This window comes from Paenibacillus sp. VT-400 (assembly GCF_001029205.1).
GTDB lineage: Bacteria > Bacillota > Bacilli > Paenibacillales > Paenibacillaceae > Paenibacillus > Paenibacillus amylolyticus.
Genome location: NZ_LELF01000067.1, coordinates 4,345,208 through 4,362,811 on the forward strand (window position 1 = coordinate 4,345,208; position 17,604 = coordinate 4,362,811).

The 17,604-nt window shown below is 46.7% G+C and carries 13 protein-coding genes and 1 riboswitch; of the genes, 4 read left to right on the forward strand and 9 right to left on the reverse strand.

Going from position 1 to position 17,604, the window contains the following annotated elements; all coding sequences use genetic code 11:
• Positions 1 to 133 precede the first annotated feature (133 nt).
• On the reverse strand, positions 134 to 526 hold the full coding sequence (gcvH, locus tag EL84_RS29550; RefSeq protein ID WP_047844042.1) for a glycine cleavage system protein GcvH: 393 nt from the start codon (positions 524 to 526) through the stop codon (positions 134 to 136).
• Between the two features lie 344 nt (positions 527 to 870).
• Positions 871 to 993, forward strand: a riboswitch (glycine riboswitch).
• A gap of 319 nt (positions 994 to 1,312) precedes the next feature.
• Between gcvH and gcvT the strand changes: the two genes are divergently transcribed.
• The 3 genes from gcvT (at position 1,313) to gcvPB (ending at position 5,381) form a co-directional block, all read left to right on the forward strand.
• The gene (gene gcvT / locus EL84_RS29555) at positions 1,313 to 2,449 is read left to right on the forward strand and encodes a glycine cleavage system aminomethyltransferase GcvT (RefSeq protein WP_047844043.1); all 1,137 of its coding nucleotides are present in this window, start codon (positions 1,313 to 1,315) and stop codon (positions 2,447 to 2,449) included.
• Positions 2,446 to 3,801 (forward strand): aminomethyl-transferring glycine dehydrogenase subunit GcvPA, encoded by a 1,356-nt coding sequence (gene gcvPA / locus EL84_RS29560; protein ID WP_047844044.1) that lies wholly within the window; start codon positions 2,446 to 2,448, stop codon positions 3,799 to 3,801. Before gcvT ends, gcvPA begins: the two co-directional genes overlap by 4 nt.
• 140 nt (positions 3,802 to 3,941) lie before the next feature.
• Positions 3,942 to 5,381: an aminomethyl-transferring glycine dehydrogenase subunit GcvPB gene (gcvPB, locus tag EL84_RS29565; RefSeq protein WP_047844492.1), complete on the forward strand. Its 1,440-nt coding sequence runs from the start codon at positions 3,942 to 3,944 to the stop codon at positions 5,379 to 5,381.
• A 237-nt stretch (positions 5,382 to 5,618) separates the two neighbouring features.
• Here the strand turns inward: gcvPB and ptsP are convergent, their stop codons facing one another.
• The 8 genes from ptsP to EL84_RS29605 all read right to left on the reverse strand — a co-directional run bounded on the left by ptsP (position 5,619) and on the right by EL84_RS29605 (position 15,308).
• Positions 5,619 to 7,331 (reverse strand): phosphoenolpyruvate--protein phosphotransferase, encoded by a 1,713-nt coding sequence (gene ptsP / locus EL84_RS29570; protein WP_047844045.1) that lies wholly within the window; start codon positions 7,329 to 7,331, stop codon positions 5,619 to 5,621.
• Positions 7,324 to 7,599 carry an HPr family phosphocarrier protein gene (locus tag EL84_RS29575; protein ID WP_036617010.1) on the reverse strand — a complete coding sequence of 92 codons (276 nt, stop codon included), beginning with the start codon at positions 7,597 to 7,599 and terminating at the stop codon, positions 7,324 to 7,326. Before EL84_RS29575 ends, ptsP begins: the two co-directional genes overlap by 8 nt.
• 77 nt (positions 7,600 to 7,676) lie before the next feature.
• A complete protein-coding gene (ptsG, locus tag EL84_RS29580) occupies positions 7,677 to 9,728 on the reverse strand; it encodes a glucose-specific PTS transporter subunit IIBC (protein ID WP_036617007.1) in 2,052 nt (683 codons plus the stop codon).
• 287 nt (positions 9,729 to 10,015) lie between these two features.
• Positions 10,016 to 10,870 (reverse strand): glucose PTS transporter transcription antiterminator GlcT, encoded by an 855-nt coding sequence (gene glcT, locus EL84_RS29585; RefSeq protein WP_047844046.1) that lies wholly within the window; start codon positions 10,868 to 10,870, stop codon positions 10,016 to 10,018.
• A 165-nt stretch (positions 10,871 to 11,035) separates the two neighbouring features.
• The gene (locus EL84_RS29590; protein ID WP_047844047.1) at positions 11,036 to 12,586 is read right to left on the reverse strand and encodes a flotillin family protein; all 1,551 of its coding nucleotides are present in this window, start codon (positions 12,584 to 12,586) and stop codon (positions 11,036 to 11,038) included.
• 63 nt (positions 12,587 to 12,649) lie between these two features.
• Complete coding sequence (locus EL84_RS29595; RefSeq protein ID WP_047844048.1) at positions 12,650 to 13,186, reverse strand: membrane protease regulatory membrane protein; 537 nt, start codon at positions 13,184 to 13,186, stop codon at positions 12,650 to 12,652.
• 277 nt (positions 13,187 to 13,463) lie between these two features.
• Positions 13,464 to 14,627 (reverse strand): iron-containing alcohol dehydrogenase, encoded by a 1,164-nt coding sequence (locus EL84_RS29600; RefSeq protein ID WP_047844049.1) that lies wholly within the window; start codon positions 14,625 to 14,627, stop codon positions 13,464 to 13,466.
• Positions 14,628 to 14,720: 93 nt separating this feature from the next.
• On the reverse strand, positions 14,721 to 15,308 hold the full coding sequence (locus EL84_RS29605; RefSeq protein ID WP_235431604.1) for an MSMEG_1061 family FMN-dependent PPOX-type flavoprotein: 588 nt from the start codon (positions 15,306 to 15,308) through the stop codon (positions 14,721 to 14,723).
• 239 nt (positions 15,309 to 15,547) lie between these two features.
• On the opposite strand from EL84_RS29605, the gene EL84_RS31050 reads away from it, so the two are divergent.
• Positions 15,548 to 17,572, forward strand: coding sequence for a leucine-rich repeat protein (locus EL84_RS31050; RefSeq protein ID WP_053061657.1), 2,025 nt, complete (start codon positions 15,548 to 15,550; stop codon positions 17,570 to 17,572).
• Positions 17,573 to 17,604 lie beyond the last annotated feature (32 nt).

Sequence of the window (17,604 nt, forward strand, 5' to 3'; positions counted from 1 at the left end):
AATCCACATTCAAAACCATTCTTGGAAAGCACAAAAAACCTGTGCAAGCATCCGGCTCACACAGGTCGAAACAATATGAAGCTCATATCATTTAATTATAAAATATATGTTAATAAGTACAAGTTCGTTGATACTATTCTTCCGTATGTTTCCGATACGCGTCTGCATTCATCAATGTAGACAATGCTGCTGTCAGATCTCCCTCAACACGGATCTCAATCATCCAGCCTTCCTCGTAAGGAGAGCTGTTCACAAGTTCAGGGGAGTCCTGCAACGAATCATTCACTGCAATAATTGAACCTGTGACGGGAGAGAACAAGTCCGAAACCGTTTTGACCGATTCGATCGTTCCAATGCTGTCCTCTGCTTTTACATTGGTTTCAAGGTCAGGCAATTCCACAAACACAATGTCACCCAGCTGATGCTGCGCGAACTCGGTAATGCCAATACGTACAGTATCCTCCCCTACGGTTTGCACCCATTCGTGCTCTTCACTGTACAGGAAATCACTTTTCAATTCGCTCATCGATATCCGCCTCGCTTTTCATTAAATGAGTGCATGCGTTCTTTGACCTTAACCTTTTTCCCAGAACATAGCGTATGACATTTTTGAATCAAATGTCAAGATACCTCACAATTTATTTGCTGAACACCTCTAAATCCTGTAACCGGATTACACTCTTTCTTCATATACTGGTGAATATTAGAATAGTAAGCGTAGTCTTTTTAAATACACGAACAATAAAATAAAAACTAAATTAAATATTCGGTTTTAAATCATTATCTATGATATCGTTCTTGACATCGGTAGTGGATTCACGTTTTAATGAGAGGAGTAAATGTGTTTATTGGACTATGTTATACCCGCGGATGAATGTAAAGGGAGAGATTACCCGTGACACCCGATTCGGGATGTACATGAGGTAACGCCGAAGGAGTAAACCACCGATAAGCGGGGGTGAATCTCTCAGGCAAAAGGACTTTTACGGGACGCAACTCTGGAGAGCATCTATTCGCCCTGTGCGGCGTTATGATCACCCAAGGGGAAACCTGCTGCACAACGTAGCGGGGTAACTCTCAGGTACAAGGGACAGAGCCTTAGAATACAGCGTGCTACTTGGCATGCCGATTCTTTGGCCTGTCCTTTTCCTTTTTCCCAAAAAACGAAAAACAGGATGTAGAATGGCGCTGCCATAGCTGCCTTACCATACTTATGTGATGAAAATATCTAGCTGAAAATTTAAAAATACCCTGGTTCATTGATCCACGATTGTATATCCGGCCGTCTGACGGCCCATGACGAGGTGATTTGATGTCTGATTTGCTTAGAACACCACTCTTCCCACTATATCAGCAATATGAAGGCGTACGGTGCATTGATTTTGGAGGCTGGGAGCTTCCCGTACAATTTAGCGGAATCCAGAAAGAACATGAAGCAGTACGCGAGCGTGCTGGACTGTTTGATGTATCCCATATGGGCGAATTCACTGTACAGGGTGAGCAGGCTGAAGTTTTTTTGCAGCAAATGATGACTAATGATGTGACCACGCTGGTTCCCGGTCAAGCCCAGTACACCCTGATGTGTTATCCAGATGGCGGTGTGGTGGATGATCTGCTCGTGTATAAGCTGGAAGATCAGCATTATATGCTTGTGGTTAACGCCTCCAACATCGACAAGGATTGGGCGTGGCTGCAAGAGCACTTGATCCCCGGCGTAAGCATGACCAACGATTCGGAGCAGACGGCGCTACTCGCCTTGCAAGGTCCACTGGCTGTAGACATTATCGGGAAAGTTACAGATACGGATGTAAGCTCGATTGAACCGTTTCGTTTTGTGCAGGATGCTGAAGTATGTGGAGTAAAATTACTGTTGTCCCGTACCGGTTATACCGGTGAAGATGGCTTTGAGCTATATGTTCCTGCAGATCAGGCCGCTGTGGTCTGGAATGGGTTAATGCAAGCCGGTGAAGGTCACGGACTTGTACCGACAGGCCTCGGTGCTCGGGATACACTGCGCTTTGAAGCAAAGCTCCCTCTGTATGGACAGGAATTGTCGGCAACCATCTCTCCGCTCGAAGCTGGCGTAGGTATGTTTGTGAAGCTGAATGCCGGACCTTTTATCGGACACGAAGCCTTGTTACAGCAAAAAAATGACGGGCCCGCCCGCAAACTGGTCGGCATCGAAGTGTTGGAGCGCGGTATTCCTCGCCCGCACTATCCGATTTACGCCGAAGGCGTACAGATTGGTGAAGTGACAACAGGCACGCAATCACCTACATTGAAGCGTAATCTGGGGCTTGCCCTCATCGACAGCAAATACGCTGCGCTGGGAACCCCGCTTGAGATTGAGATCCGCGGCAAGAAACTGAAAGCGGAGGTCGTGAAGACCCCTTTTCATAAACGGACACGTACGTCGAAGACACCTACTCAAGGAGCTGATCAAGCATGAGCAAGCACCGTTACATTCCCATGACTGAGCAAGATCAGAGCGCCATGCTCGCAACCATCGGTGTGGATACGCTGGAAGATCTGTTTCAGGACATTCCGCAGGAGATTCGTTATCAGGGCGAGCTGCCCGTATCCTCCAAACTTGATGAATATGCGCTGACACGTCATATGTCCAAACAAGCCGGCGCCAACGCCAATTTCGAAACACACGCCAGTTTCCTCGGCGCAGGCATATACGATCATCATGTTCCTTCCGTCATCAATCATGTCATTTCCCGTTCCGAGTTCTACACTGCCTACACACCTTATCAGCCTGAGATCAGCCAAGGTGAACTACAGGCCATTTTCGAGTTTCAGTCCTACATCTGTGAATTAACCGGTATGGCTGTAGCCAATGCCAGCATGTATGACGGTGCAACGGCCTTTGCGGAAGCGGGTAATTTGGCCGCAGCAGCAACACGTCGCAAACAGCTCATCGTATCCCGTACCGTTCATCCGGAAGCCCGTCAGGTATTACAGGCATATGCGCACGGATTAAGTCTGGAGATTGTTGAGATTGGTTATAAGGATGGCGTCACTGATTGGGATGCCCTGCAAGCCGCCATATCGGACGATACCGCTGCTGTCATGATCCAGAGTCCGAACTTCTTTGGTGCTGTGGAAAATGTGAAGCAGGCTGCCGACCTCGTGCATGCGCACAAGGGCCTGCTCGTTGTAAGTACCAACCCGCTATCGCTGGGTCTGCTGGAAGCCCCAGGCAAGCTGGGTGCCGACATCGTTGTTGGCGATGCGCAGCCCCTCGGCATCGCCGCTTCACTCGGCGGCCCAACATGCGGATATTTCGCTGTATCCCAGCCTCATATGCGCCGAATTCCTGGCCGAATCGTAGGCCAGACCACGGATCGAAACGGCAAGCGTGGTTTTGTACTCACACTGCAAGCACGTGAACAGCACATCCGCCGCGAAAAGGCGACATCCAACATCTGTTCCAACCAAGCTTTGCTTGCACTCAGCGCATCTGTGTATATGTCCATCATGGGTAAACAGGGCATGATCGATGTCGCGGATCTGAATTTGCAAAAGAGTCATTACACCCTCAATACATTAACTGCGATTCCTGGAGTTAGCCTTACTTTTAATGCACCAACATTTAATGAATTTGTGATTAAGCTTCCTGAAGGAACCGATGTGGATACACTTCAACTGAAACTGCTGGATGCCGGCTTTATTGGTGGTTACGAACTCGGACGTGATTATCCGGAGCTTGCCGGACATATGCTGATTGCTGTTACCGAACGGCGTAGTAAGGAAGAAATTGACGAATTCGCACGAGCATTGGAGGGATCGCTGTGACTCAGGAAACGACGACGACGACAACGACAACATCGGTACAAGGACAATCGGAAACAGGTACCTCTGTCTCCACTTCGGTTCAACCTGAGACGGATACAACATTTAGTGCACAGACCTTATCTCCTGCTCCGGAACAATCATTGATTTTTGAACTCAGTAGCCCGGGGCGTGTCGCTTATTCCTTGCCAGAATGTGACGTTCCTCGTCAAGCTACCGATACGTTGATTCCCCGGGAAATGCTCCGTTCGGAAGCAGCGGCACTGCCGGAAGTGTTCGAGGTAGATGTTATTCGACACTATACTGCGTTGTCCCGCCGCAACTTCGGCGTAGATAACGGATTCTATCCACTTGGCTCTTGTACGATGAAATACAATCCAAAGATTAATGAGGATGTTGCCCGTTATAACGGTTTTGCCAAAATCCATCCGTACCAGCATGAATCCAGCATTCAAGGTGCACTAGAACTGTTATATACGTTGCAAAACGACCTTGCAGGTCTGACAGGTATGGACGCTGTGACCTTGCAACCAGCAGCTGGTGCCCATGGAGAATGGACTGGACTTATGATGATTCGTGCCTACCACGAAGGTCGTGGCGAACAACGTACCAAAGTCATCGTGCCCGATTCTTCGCATGGTACCAACCCGGCAAGTGCAACCGTTGCAGGATTTGAAACTGTGACGATTCCATCCCGCGCAGACGGACTGGTCGATCTGGACGCACTCCGTGCAGCAGTCGGTTCGGATACGGCAGCATTGATGCTGACAAACCCGAATACACTTGGTCTGTTTGAGAAAGACATTCAGGAGATTGCATCCATCGTACACCAGGCTGGTGGCTTGTTGTATTACGACGGAGCCAACTCCAATGCCATTATGGGCATTACCCGTCCAGGTGATATGGGCTTTGACGTGGTGCATCTGAACTTGCACAAAACGATGAGTACGCCTCATGGCGGTGGTGGACCAGGTGCCGGACCAGTTGGTGTGAAGAATCGCCTGATTCCATTCCTGCCTAAACCAATGGTGATCAAGAATGATGATGGTATGTATGCATTCGATCGTGAAGGCGATCAATCCATTGGCCGGGTGAAAGCCTACTACGGCAACTTCGGTATTCTGGTACGTGCCTATGCCTACATTCGCACCTATGGACCGGAAGGGTTACGCCGCGTCTCTGAATGTGCGGTACTGAATGCCAACTATATGATGGCCCGTCTTGCACCTTACTACGAGATTCCGTATCCGGGTGTATGCAAACATGAATTCGTCATGTCTGGTCGGGGTTTGAAGCAATACGGTGTGCGCACACTTGATGTTGCCAAGCGATTGCTTGATTTTGGATATCACCCACCTACGGTGTACTTCCCGCTCAACGTGGAGGAATGCATCATGATCGAGCCCACAGAAACCGAAAGTAAAGAAACGTTGGATGGATTCATTGATACGATGATACGGATTGCCAAAGAAGCGGAAGAGACACCAGAATTGGTACTCAACGCACCTTACGGAACACCGGTCACTCGTCTGGATGAAACCACCGCCGCTCGCAAACCTGTACTGAATTGTGCTTGCAGTTAAGCACTAAGTGTATTACTAATCATGCTCTTGCTGATGTTAACTACACCAGTAAGAGCATTTTTTTGGCTAGACATTACAGGACCTTTCTCCTCGTACTCCCCTTCTAATTCCTATACGTTCGAGCAACAAAAAAAGCCAGTACCCGCTGTAACAGCGGATACCGGCAAAATCGCTGCATCAATGCAGCTCATTATCGGAAAAAGAAAAACCTCAAATCCGGAGGAAACCCCGGCAAAATTACGCTTGAATGCTTTGAACCAATTCAACGACTTGTTCAGCCGTTTGCATATCCAGAGCTTTAGCAGCCAGTTCCTGCATATCCGCACGGGACAGCTTGGTAATCTGACTACGAGCTGGCAGAATGGAGGTTGCGCTCATGCTGAACTCATCCAATCCAAGACCAAGCAGCAATGGAATTGCCGTTTCGTCTCCTGCCATCTCACCACACATGCCAACCCATTTGCCTTCACGATGCGCTGCATCGATAACCATTTTAACCAAACGCAAAATGGCTGGGTTGTAAGGCTGGTACAGATAAGCCACTCGTTCGTTCATGCGGTCAGCAGCCATCGTGTATTGAATCAGATCGTTCGTTCCGATACTGAAGAAATCCACTTCTTTGGCAAATTGATCCGCCAGAACTGCAGTCGAAGGAATTTCGACCATGATTCCGAGTTGAATGCTGTCAGAAACAGCAATACCTTCAGCAACCAGCTTCTCTTTCTCTTCGAGCAAGACAGCTTTTGCTTCACGGAATTCACCGAGTGTTGCGATCATTGGGAACATGACACGCAGGTTTCCATGTACGCTTGCACGCAGCAATGCACGCAATTGTGTACGGAAGATATCCAGACGGTCCAAACACAGACGAACTGCGCGGAAGCCGAGGAATGGATTCATTTCTTTTGGCAGATCCAGGTATGGAAGCTCTTTGTCTCCACCGATGTCGAGTGTACGAACAACGACAGGTTTGCCTTCCATTTTTTCCAGTACCGCTTTGTAAGCATTATACTGAATGTCTTCGGAAGGAAGCTTGTCTCTGCCCATGTACAAGAACTCGGTACGGTACAGGCCTACAGCCTCGCCGCCGTTTTCCAGAACACCCGTTACGTCATTTGGTGTACCAATGTTAGCTGCAAGTTCAACATGAACGTTGTCCACCGTTACCGTTGGCTCATCACGAAGTTTTCTCCACTCTGCACGTTGTGCATCATACTGTTCCTGTTTGGCACGGTATTCAGCAATAACTTCATCAGTAGGGTTAACCAGTACGTGACCATCCAGACCGTCAACAATAATCATATCGCCTTGTTTCGCTTGAGCCAAGATGTCCTTGGTTCCAACAACAGCCGGAATCTCAAGAGAGCGAGCCATAATTGCCGAGTGAGAAGTACGTCCACCAATGTTGGTTGCAAAACCTTTAACAAATTGGCGGTTCAATTGAGCCGTGTCGGAAGGTGTTAGATCCTCCGCAAGCACAATCACTTCTTCATTGATCTCAGCCGGACTCATGAAGTCGATACCAAGCAAGTGATTTAGCACACGTTTGGTAACGTCACGCATATCTGCAGCACGTTCCTGCAGGTAAGCACTCTTCATGTTCTCAAACATGGAGATAAATTGCGATGCCGTTTCGTTCAAAGCAAATTCTGCATTGATCATGTCATCCGCAATTCTAGCTTTAACCGGATCAATTAGTTCCGGGTCATTCAGAATGAGCAAATGCGAAGCAAAAATCTCTGCTTTTTTCTCGCCAAGCTCTTGTAAAGTACGCTCTTTGATCGCCTCAAGCTCAGCCTGGGATTTACCCAGAGCTGAGTCGAGTTTCGCGATCTCTGCGTCAACGTCGTTAATTTGGCGTTTTTCTACAGAGTAGTCAGGATGCTCCAAGATAAACGCCTTGGCGATAGCAATACCCGCCGAAGCCGCGATCCCGGAGACATTAAGCATTAATTTCGCCCAACCCTTCGTTAACCATAACGTCAGTCAAAGCTTGAAGAGCTTCAGCTTCGCCTTCGCCTTCAACGATGATGCTGATAGTGTCGCCTTGTTCCAATCCGAGGGAAAGAACACCCAGGATGGATTTCAAAGTTACTTTTTTACCGTTAGCTTCTGCAAAGGATTCTGCACCTTTGAATTTGTTTGCTGTATTAACCAGGGCTGTCGCCGGACGTGCGTGGATACCATCTTCATCTGTAATTCTGAATGTTTGTTGCATTACAATCATCTCACTTTCAGTAGTTTGGTTTAGGCATTGCATATATTTACACTTGCTTGCCATCGTCGTAACACTTCTTATTTTATCTCAATGATTGGCTGTTCGCCAACTTTCAGCACTCCACTCTTCTTCAGAGTTACTGTGGAGCCCTCTGGCAGGTTAGTGAAAATAACTGGTGAAATGATCGAAGGAGCATTTGCTTTGACATACTCCAGATCCACTTCCATAATCGGCTGACCTGCCGATACCAGATCACCTTCCTGTACCAGTACGTTAAAGCCTTGACCTTTCAGCTTCACCGTATTAACACCTATATGAACAAGCACTTCCTTACCACCATCGGACATGATGCCCACGGCATGTTTGCTTGGAAATACATTAAACACTTTACCATACACAGGAGAAGTTATCGTACCATCATGTGGCAAAATTGCGAATCCATCACCTGTCATTTTCTCAGCAAAGACCGGATCAGGTACGTTTGTAATGTCCAGCAATTCACCATTGACTGGCATGACGATATCCTCAGCAACGATGCGCTCGCCCTGCTCACCTTGTGCCTTCTCCTCTTCAGGAGTTGGTTTGGCAGCTGCTGGCGTTGGTGCTGGAGTTCGTCCTGCAATAATATCCTGCATCTGAGATTTGATCGTGTCGGAACGTGTTCCGAAGATGGCTTGAACATTATTACCCACTTCAAGTACACCAGATGCACCCAATTGTTTCAAACGATCTTTTTTCACATTGGATTTCTCATTAACTTCAATCCGCAAACGAGTAATACAAGCGTCCAGATGTTTGATATTTTCCTTGCCACCGAAAGCTTCGAGAATGTTATGTGGCAGGTCATCCGTTGAACCAGAGCCTCCGCCAGATTCGGTTTCAGGCGTTGCATCTTCACGTCCTGGTGTTTTGAGATTGAATTTGCGAATGATAAACCGGAAACCGAAGTAATAGATCACCGCAAGAACCAATCCGACAATAATAACGTCCCACCAAGGTGTACGGTTCGGAATAATCCCGAAGATCAGGAAGTCAATGAACCCACCGGAGAAGGTCATACCGATCTTTACACCCAGAATTTGCATGGTCATGAAAGACAAACCTGCAAAGATACAGTGTACTGCAAACAGGATTGGTGCTACAAACAGGAACGAGAACTCAAGTGGCTCTGTAATCCCTGTCAGGAACGAGGTCAGCGCAGCTGAACCCATGATCCCTGCAACATACTTTTTGTGCTCCGGTCTTGCTTCATGGTACATCGCAAGTGCCGCTGCTGGCAAACCGAACATCATGAACGGGAATTTACCAACTTGGAATGTTCCTGCTGTGAGAGCAACGCCATCACGTAACTGGCTGAAGAAAATCTTCTGATCCCCACGAATAACATCTCCGGCTTTATTCACATACTCACCAAACTCAAACCAGAATGGGGAGTAGAAAATGTGATGCAAACCGAACGGAATCAATGACCGTTCCACAACTCCGAAGATGAATGCCGACAAGGTCGGACTTGTATCTACCATGAAGTGAGATACAGCATTCAGTCCATTTTGAATCGGAGGCCAGATAATCACCAGAAGCAACCCGATTACAAGGGATACTACCGATGTGATAATCGGAACGAAACGTTTACCTGCAAAGAAACCGAGGTAAGACGGCAGTTCGATTTTGAAAAACCGATTGTAACACAGCGCGGCGGCAATACCTATGATAATACCTCCGAACACGCCTGTACTTAATGTTGGGATACCCAAGATGCTGGCATAACCCGGTACTTCACCGATCATTGCCGGAGTAACACCTACCGCAGATCCTAATGTAACATTCATGACCAGGTAACCGATGATCGCTGCAAGACCTGCAACGCCTTCGCCACCAGCCAATCCGACAGCTACACCGACGGCGAACAACAATGCCAGATTATCAAATACGATCTGACCTGCGTTCATCATAATTGTTGCGATCGAGTTCACCCAAGGGGTGTCGAGCGCCGTTACATACTGCAAGAAATCTGGATTAACCAGCATGTTACCGATTCCAAGCAGCAAACCTGCCGCAGGTAGAATGGCTACAGGCAACATGAGAGCTTTACCTACTCTTTGCAATACACCAAAAAGCTTTTTGAACATCGCGTCGTTTCTCCCTTTCGTCTAATTTATATGTTGTGATGCAAGCAAGGGAACACAAAAAAAGGCATGAATTAATAAAGTAAACTGTGCCAACCTTGGGGTATAGCATACCCTGTACAAGGAAAGAACAATCACACTTTAATTAACTCATGCCTGATCGAGTCAGTAACACGTCGCTTATGTTTATTCAGTTGCTTGATTACGGAAACCATTGTAGCACCAGTTCTAATCTATTGCAAGCCTTTACACCAAAAAAATAAATTCCGCATTCCATCACTGGAATGATCTCACTTATTCTCTTCTTCCTTCCGCTGATTCAGCCTTTGCAGATGAATGGTCAGATAACCTACCTCTGCAGGATAAACCGGCAGTTTCAGTCTTTTCTCCATTACTTTGGTCAGTTTCCATGCAAGCGAGTACATTTCGGGATACTCCAACTTAAGCAGGGAATCCAACTTATGAAGCTCTTCCACTTTGTCTCCACGGCGAACACGCTCAAGGGCGAACCGAAGATGAGTCAGCAAACGAGAGTAATCAAGCGATTCCGTTTCAAACGAATAATCGAGTTGATCAGACACCAGGTTCACCAAATCAGTGATCAATTGCGAATGTTCACGTACCTGGGATATATTTTGATTGGTCATTGCGCTATAGATATGGAGGGCAACAAAACCAATTTCATCCATCCCCAGATCTACACCCATTTTCTCTTTGATCAGACGAACAGCGTATTCTCCCATTCGATATTCTTCAGGGTAAATCTCGCGGGTTTCATATAAAAATGGATTTTGTATGATAATGCCCTGCTCCTTGCGTTTTAACGCGAAAGAAATGTGATCGGTTAATGCAATATGGATATGTTCATTCAGAGGAACGTCCGTACGCTCTGCAATATACGTAATAACTTCGTTAATAATCTCGATCAGTGCTTCATCCACCTGTGGAAGAAGCTGTTTGTACTGCTCTTGCTCCTGCTGGTTTTTCAAAATGAACATTTTCTCCACAGCCATCAATGGAATGTGATCACTCGGTTTTCGGTTAAAGCCAATGCCTTTACCAATAACAACGACTTCCCCGTGTTCTGGATGCTGTGCAATGATTACATTATTATTTAGCGCTTTATCTACATGCAAGCTGCTCATTGTTTGCACCTCTTTTTCACACCATCTTAGGTGTGATTAAGTCACACCCTGTTACGAACGAAAAGACACCCGGAGCGGGCAAACCGCGCCGGACGTCTCGCTTAAAAAGTAACAAAAATTCGCCTTAAGGTCAATAGAGCAACCATGCAAGATTCGAAGTGCTTCTTACTCGTCAACTCCAGCTCTTTCCACAATCTTGTCGATTATCGAAGGAGTTGTAACAGCCTCGCTCTGTTGAATGGCAACTGGCGCAGGTGTTTTAGACTTCGTAAGGCCTTTAATCAGCTGCTCTACATCGATGCCGGATACACTTTTGAGCATCTCTGGAGCGGTCGCCATAAGTTCAGTAACATAGTTACTCACTCGTGCTGCACCTTCACCTTTACCTGTATCTACCACCGTCAGTTTATCAATGGATGCAATTGGCTCTGCAATTTTACCAGCCAGTTCAGGCAGCATTTTGACAATGATATCGAGTACAGCTGCTTCGCCAAACTTCTGGAACGCTTCGGCCAGTTTTTCTTTTGCTTCTGCTTCTGCAAGACCACGCAAACGAATAACTTCTGCATCTGCTGTACCTTTGGCAAGTTCCGCATCCGCCATGGCCTGACCTTCAAGTCGCTTCTGTTCAGCTGTTGCTTTGGCATGTGTTTCGATGGAATACTGTACTGCATCAGCTTCACGCATTCTTTTGGCTTTATCCGCTTCGGCAGCCTGCTCTACCGCATAACGATCCGCTTCTGCCTTTTTCTTCACTTCAGCATCGTATTGTTTCTCACGTACGACGATTTCTTTTTCCTGGAGGTCAATCTCACGTTCTTTACGAACGAGTTCAACCTTCATTTCTTCCTCCACCACGGTCTGTCTCGCGCGCGCTTCATGGATATGGTAAGCCTGGTCGGCTTCCGCTTTGGCTGTATCCTGATCCCGCTTAAACGTGGCTACTTTCAGTTCCTTCTCTTTGGCTGCCTCAGCGATATTGGTATCACGCAGCAACTCTGCTTTTTGACCCTGCTCTTCTGCATTGGCCTTCTGAATACGTGCATCACGCATCGCTTCCGCTTCAGCTATCTCGGCATCACGCTTCACAGCAGCAATTCTCGGTTTACCGAGAGCATCCAAGTAGCCCTGTTTATCACGAACATCCTTGATGGTAAATGAGACAATTTGAAGGCCCATTTTCTTCAGATCTCTAGCTGCTACGCCTTGAACCTCTTGCGCAAACCGATCCCGGTTCCGGTATACTTCTTCCACCGTCATTGTACCGAGGATGGCCCGCAAATGCCCCTCCAGTACCTCCTGTGCTTCGCTTCTCAGCGCTTCTACAGGTTTACCGATGAATTGCTCAGCTGCCGTAGCAACGTCTTCTACAGCGCCTCCAACCTTGATAATAGCTACACCGTCAGCAATAACCGGAACCCCTTGCTCCGTGTATACTTCAGGTGTGGAGACATCCAGCTTGTGGGACAATAAGGAGATAAACTCAGATTGCTGGAATACCGGCAGGATAAATGCACCGCCACCACGAACAATCTTAATTTTTCGGCCAGAATCATCATCGGAGATATTTTTGCTACCCAAGAATGATCCCGTAACGATCATCGCTTCATCCGGTCCAACCGTTTTGTATCTCGCCCAGAAAGCCAGACCTAAAATTAGAATGACACCGACTACAACTATAGGAATCAACAAAACATCCCAATTCAAATTTTCCATTCCACATCTCTCCCCTTATTCATTCATGATGAGTGCTTAATCTACTTAGTTGATAAGAATACTTTATAAATCTTTAAGTACATTTTCATCCCATTCCGACACACGCAGTACACCATCTACAACATCCACCACAACAACACGGGCTCCCGCCGCAATGGGGAGGTGTTCAAAACTGGATGCCGTTTGAATCGTACTACCGGATGCAAAACGAATCATTACTTCGCCAAAACCTTTTTCCGGCACCGGAATGGTAATTTCCCCAATTTTCCCAGATAACTCTTTCATTGAAAATGCAATCGAGACATCGCTGTTACGCATCGGTTTGATATATGCGAAGAATACCAGCATGGCTGCAGCAATACCTATAAGCAGGGATAATATTAGACCCGACATCGCACTTAATGAACTATAACGTGTCAGCAAAATACCTGCCCCACCGAAGGTTGTAATGGAACCAGCTAACACAACGGGTTTGAAAAAATCAAGACCTGGCATTTCGAAGGCTCCGTCCAGCAAGCCGTCAATCAAGTCACCCAGCACAAGGCTGACAACCGCAAATATCGCCCCTCCGATTAGACACCCCCAATAAATTGTTTCCATCCCCTGTTCCTCCTCTCTCTGCCGCAAATTCATCCTAACTGAGCATTCCACATGTAAATAAATACGTAGCAAGGGGGGAAATGTTTCAAAATCTTTCCTCAATTGTATTCTGAACCCGATAATGGGGATTATCACGACATTCTGTTCGCCTTGCTTCAAGTTCCTCCATTATTCACGTGTACAGCCGAATACACGAAAAAACCGCAAGCCCCCATGAAGGAGACTTGCGGTTATTGGACAACAGAATGTGTCCTTTCACTTTGCAGTGATTATAGAATTACAGAGAAGCCTTGTAGATGGATACAACATCTTCCCGTTGCAGTTTCTTGAAATTACCGAATGGGCCAAACAGCATCGCTTTGTCAGCCATTACGTCGATCTGGCTGTCATCGATATCGTAATCTGCCAAACGGTTAGGTGCACCAATGGATGTCCAGAATTTGCTGAGCGCATCGATACCTTCTTCAGCAATCTGTCTGTCCGACTTGCCTTCAGGGTTCACTTCGAATACATTAATTGCCAGACGTTTGAATCGATCCACATTCACGTCCAGGTTATGTTTCATCCAGTGTGGGAACAAGATTGCAAGTCCACCGCCGTGTGGGATATCATACACTGCGGAAACCGCATGTTCAATATTATGTGTTGCCCAATCTCCTGCGAGACCCATATTCAGTACGCCATTCAGTGCCATTGTTCCGCAATACAGAATTGTTTCGCGCAGTTCATAGTTCTCCAGGTCTTCAACCAGACGTGGCGCTGCTTCCATGACAGTACGCAGAATCGTCTCACAGAAGCCGAGTTGAACCGGTGTATTGGCATCCAGATGGAAGTAATGCTCCAATACGTGGGACATCATATCCACCATGCCGTATACCGTTTGGTCCAGCGGAACAGTGTATGTATTCACCGGATCCAGGATAGAGAATGCAGGGAATGAGTATGCGCTACCCCAGCCCAATTTTTCTTGTGTATCCTGATTCGTAATAACCGAACCGGAGTTCATTTCCGAACCCGTTGCTGCCATCGTCAATACCGTACCCAGTGGAAGAGCGTCCTGTGCAACGGCTTTGCGCTGAGCAAAATCCCACATATCGCCATCATATTTGGCACCTACAGCGATAGCTTTGGAGCAGTCTAGTACACTACCTCCACCTACAGCGAGGATCAGGTCGATGTTATTTGTTTTACAGAGGTCTACCCCTTTATGCACCGTAGAAAGACGCGGGTTAGGTTCCACACCTGCCAGCTCAGTCACTTCTGCTCCAGCTTCCTTAAGCAAACCGATTACTTGATCGTACAGACCACTGCGTTTGATACTGCCGCCACCATATACAAGCAGAACCCGTTTACCGTATTTCGGCACTTCTGTTTTCAATGCTTCCAGTTGTCCTTTGCCGAAAATCAGCCGGGTTGGATTATAGAATTGGAAAGATCTCATATCTATTGTCGCCTCCAATGGAGTTTAGAATTTTTAGTGCAACTCCAATTATAGTACCCTGTTTATAGAAAAACAAATCGATAGTCACTCACTTTATAACAACCCGTTAATCTCCAAATGAGCTCGAAACATCTCGCTCGTTGAAGGCAAATTGTCAGCATCTACCCATGTTTCTGAGGCCCATAATCCAGCCTGTTTGAATGCCCGCGGACAATGGATAAAACACTCTTCCACATCTACAATGACAGCCGCACCTATGGTTTTACCACTCCAGCCCATACTGGCGATGAATTCCTCATCCTTAGTAATGGATGCTGTGCCATTAATACGCAACACTTCATTCATACCCGGAATCAAAAAGAGCATACCAATACCAGGGTTCGACAACATGTTCAACAACGAGTCTATCCGCCGATTGCCTGGGCGTTCGGGATAAACGAGCCGATATGTATCATAGACTTTCACAAATCCTGCTCCATCACCCCGAGGTGACACATCACTTTTTCCATCACGATCGGAGGTGGAGAGGAAAAATAATGGTGACATGGATATAAAGTTCTGAACATGTGAATCCACAAATGAAATTGCCTTGTTACGCACATGTTCATGCGGTTCACCCACCATGCCTTGCAGTTCCTCAGCATCTGTAATAAACGGAATATTCAATGCCTTCTTTTCCAATTATTCGTCCCCGTTTCTTCATTGAGTTATGTATTCAATGGCTTTCCACCATTATACATGCGGGAACTGACATCTTCCATTTCTGAGAACGAATATGAGTGCCGTCATTCAAATACCGCGCCCCCATGTCCCCTCGGGTCACCTATTGAAGATTCAGTATTGTTAATCTCATCGAACAGTTGTACTGTAACCAAAAGAACTTCAAAATTCTTAAAATAAATATTAAGGAGGTTATTGGATTGAAAAAAGCAAGCATCTTCGTCTTTGCTCTGTTAATGTTCCTCGTACCCTGGGGACAGATGGTTATGTATGCTGAGCCGAATAAAGAAAAAGACTTCATAACGAGCGCTAATGCTCATGGAATCACAATAAACGACTATGTAGGCACTTCGAAAGATGTCATTATTCCCGAAACCATTGGCGGTCAACCAGTTACTTCTATTGGTGAAAAAGCATTTTACAGCGATCATTTGACTTCTGTAGTTATTCCGCATACCGTCTTCACTATTGGAGAAAGGGCATTTGAAATCAATCAACTGACTTCTATCGTCATTCCAGAGACTGTCACGACTATTGGAGACTTGGCATTTGCATACAACCGGCTGACCTCTGTCGTCATTCCAGACAGTGTATCCACAATTGGGAACTCCACATTCACTAACAACCAACTGGCCTCTGTCGTTATTCCCGAGACTGTTATGTCGATCGGAAATAGTGCATTTACAAACAATAAACTGACTACTGTCGTTATCCCAGAGAATGTCTCAACTATTGGATACTGGGCATTTGCATCTAACCAGCTGACTTCCATTGTTATTCCAAATCGTGTCTCTTCCATTGGACATGCTACATTTATGGACAATCAACTGACTTCTGTCGTCATTCCGGATAGTGTCTCCTCTATCGGGCCGATGGCATTTGCGGACAATCGGTTGGCGACTGTCTTCATTCCAGCTAGTGTCTTGTCAATTGGTTTCTCAGCGTTTGATGGAAACTCATCCCTTATTATTACGGGTTTTGATCCTTCAGAGGCTCAAGATTTCGCTTACTGGGATGACATTCCCTTTCAAAAACTGAATGTGATCGTCTCCTTTGACTCCATTGGAGGGAACCCGGTTGCAGTCACTCAAGCCACTTATGGGCAAACCATTGTACCTCCCACTCAGCCTACCAAGGACGAGTTTTTGTTTGAAGGCTGGTACATGGATTCGGTATACTCCCTTCCCTGGGATTTTGCCAGAGATACCGTGACTGAGGACATCACGCTGTACGCCAAGTGGACGAGTTCAGTGACAACTGCGTCCAAATATACGAATAAGGAAGATCCCATTTCCGCTTTGACCGTCTCTTTTGACTCTCAAGGCGGAAGCCCCGTTTCCTCTACTATTACTAGGAATAATCAAGCAATAGCGCCTCCCACTCAGCCCAGCAAGAGCGGGTTTTCATTTGATGGATGGTACATAGATTCGGCATTATCTCTTCCCTGGAATTTTGACCGAGATACCGTAAGTCGGGACATAACGCTATATGCCAAATGGGTAAAGACTGATAGCTCTGAAAACCATGGTGGCAGTCCTTCTTTCTGGACCAGTAGCTCTATTACTGACGCATCATCCCAGGAACCTGATACAGGAACGGAACTTAAAACCGAACCTAAACTTAAAGTTGAACCTAAACCTAAAGAACCAACAACACCTTTGACCCCAGTTGTGTTCAGTGATATTTCAACCCACTGGGCACGCTTGATGATTGAAAATATCGCTGCACGTGGTCTGATAAAGGGATATCCCGATGCCACATTCAGGCCTAACCAGCCAATCTTGCGTAAACACATGGCTCGTATAATCAACGGAGCGTTTGAGCTACCGATAATCCGAAAGGCTGCTCCCTTTGAAGATGTAGAGCCCACACATCCCTACTTTGATGCTATATCTCGACTACAAGAAGTCGGCCTTATTGATGGATTCCATATTTCGAACGGCTTAAATGATTTCTTCCATCCGGATGCGGTACTTACACGTGCTGAGGCAGCAAAAATTCTGGTACTCGCGCTGGACCTGCCGCTGATCCAAACGAGTTCTTTTGAGGATGTGCCCTCCTCCCACTGGGCTCACGACTACATAGCCACACTGGCCGAGACTCGAATGGTTGTGGGATATCACGGACAGTTCAGGCCAGATGACTCCCTAACCCGAGCCGAGCTGGCTGCCCTGATCTATCGTTCAATTCCAACAGAACAAACGACTGGCTCACAACTCCGTTAAAAATCATATTCAAAAAAACACCAGCCCTTGTA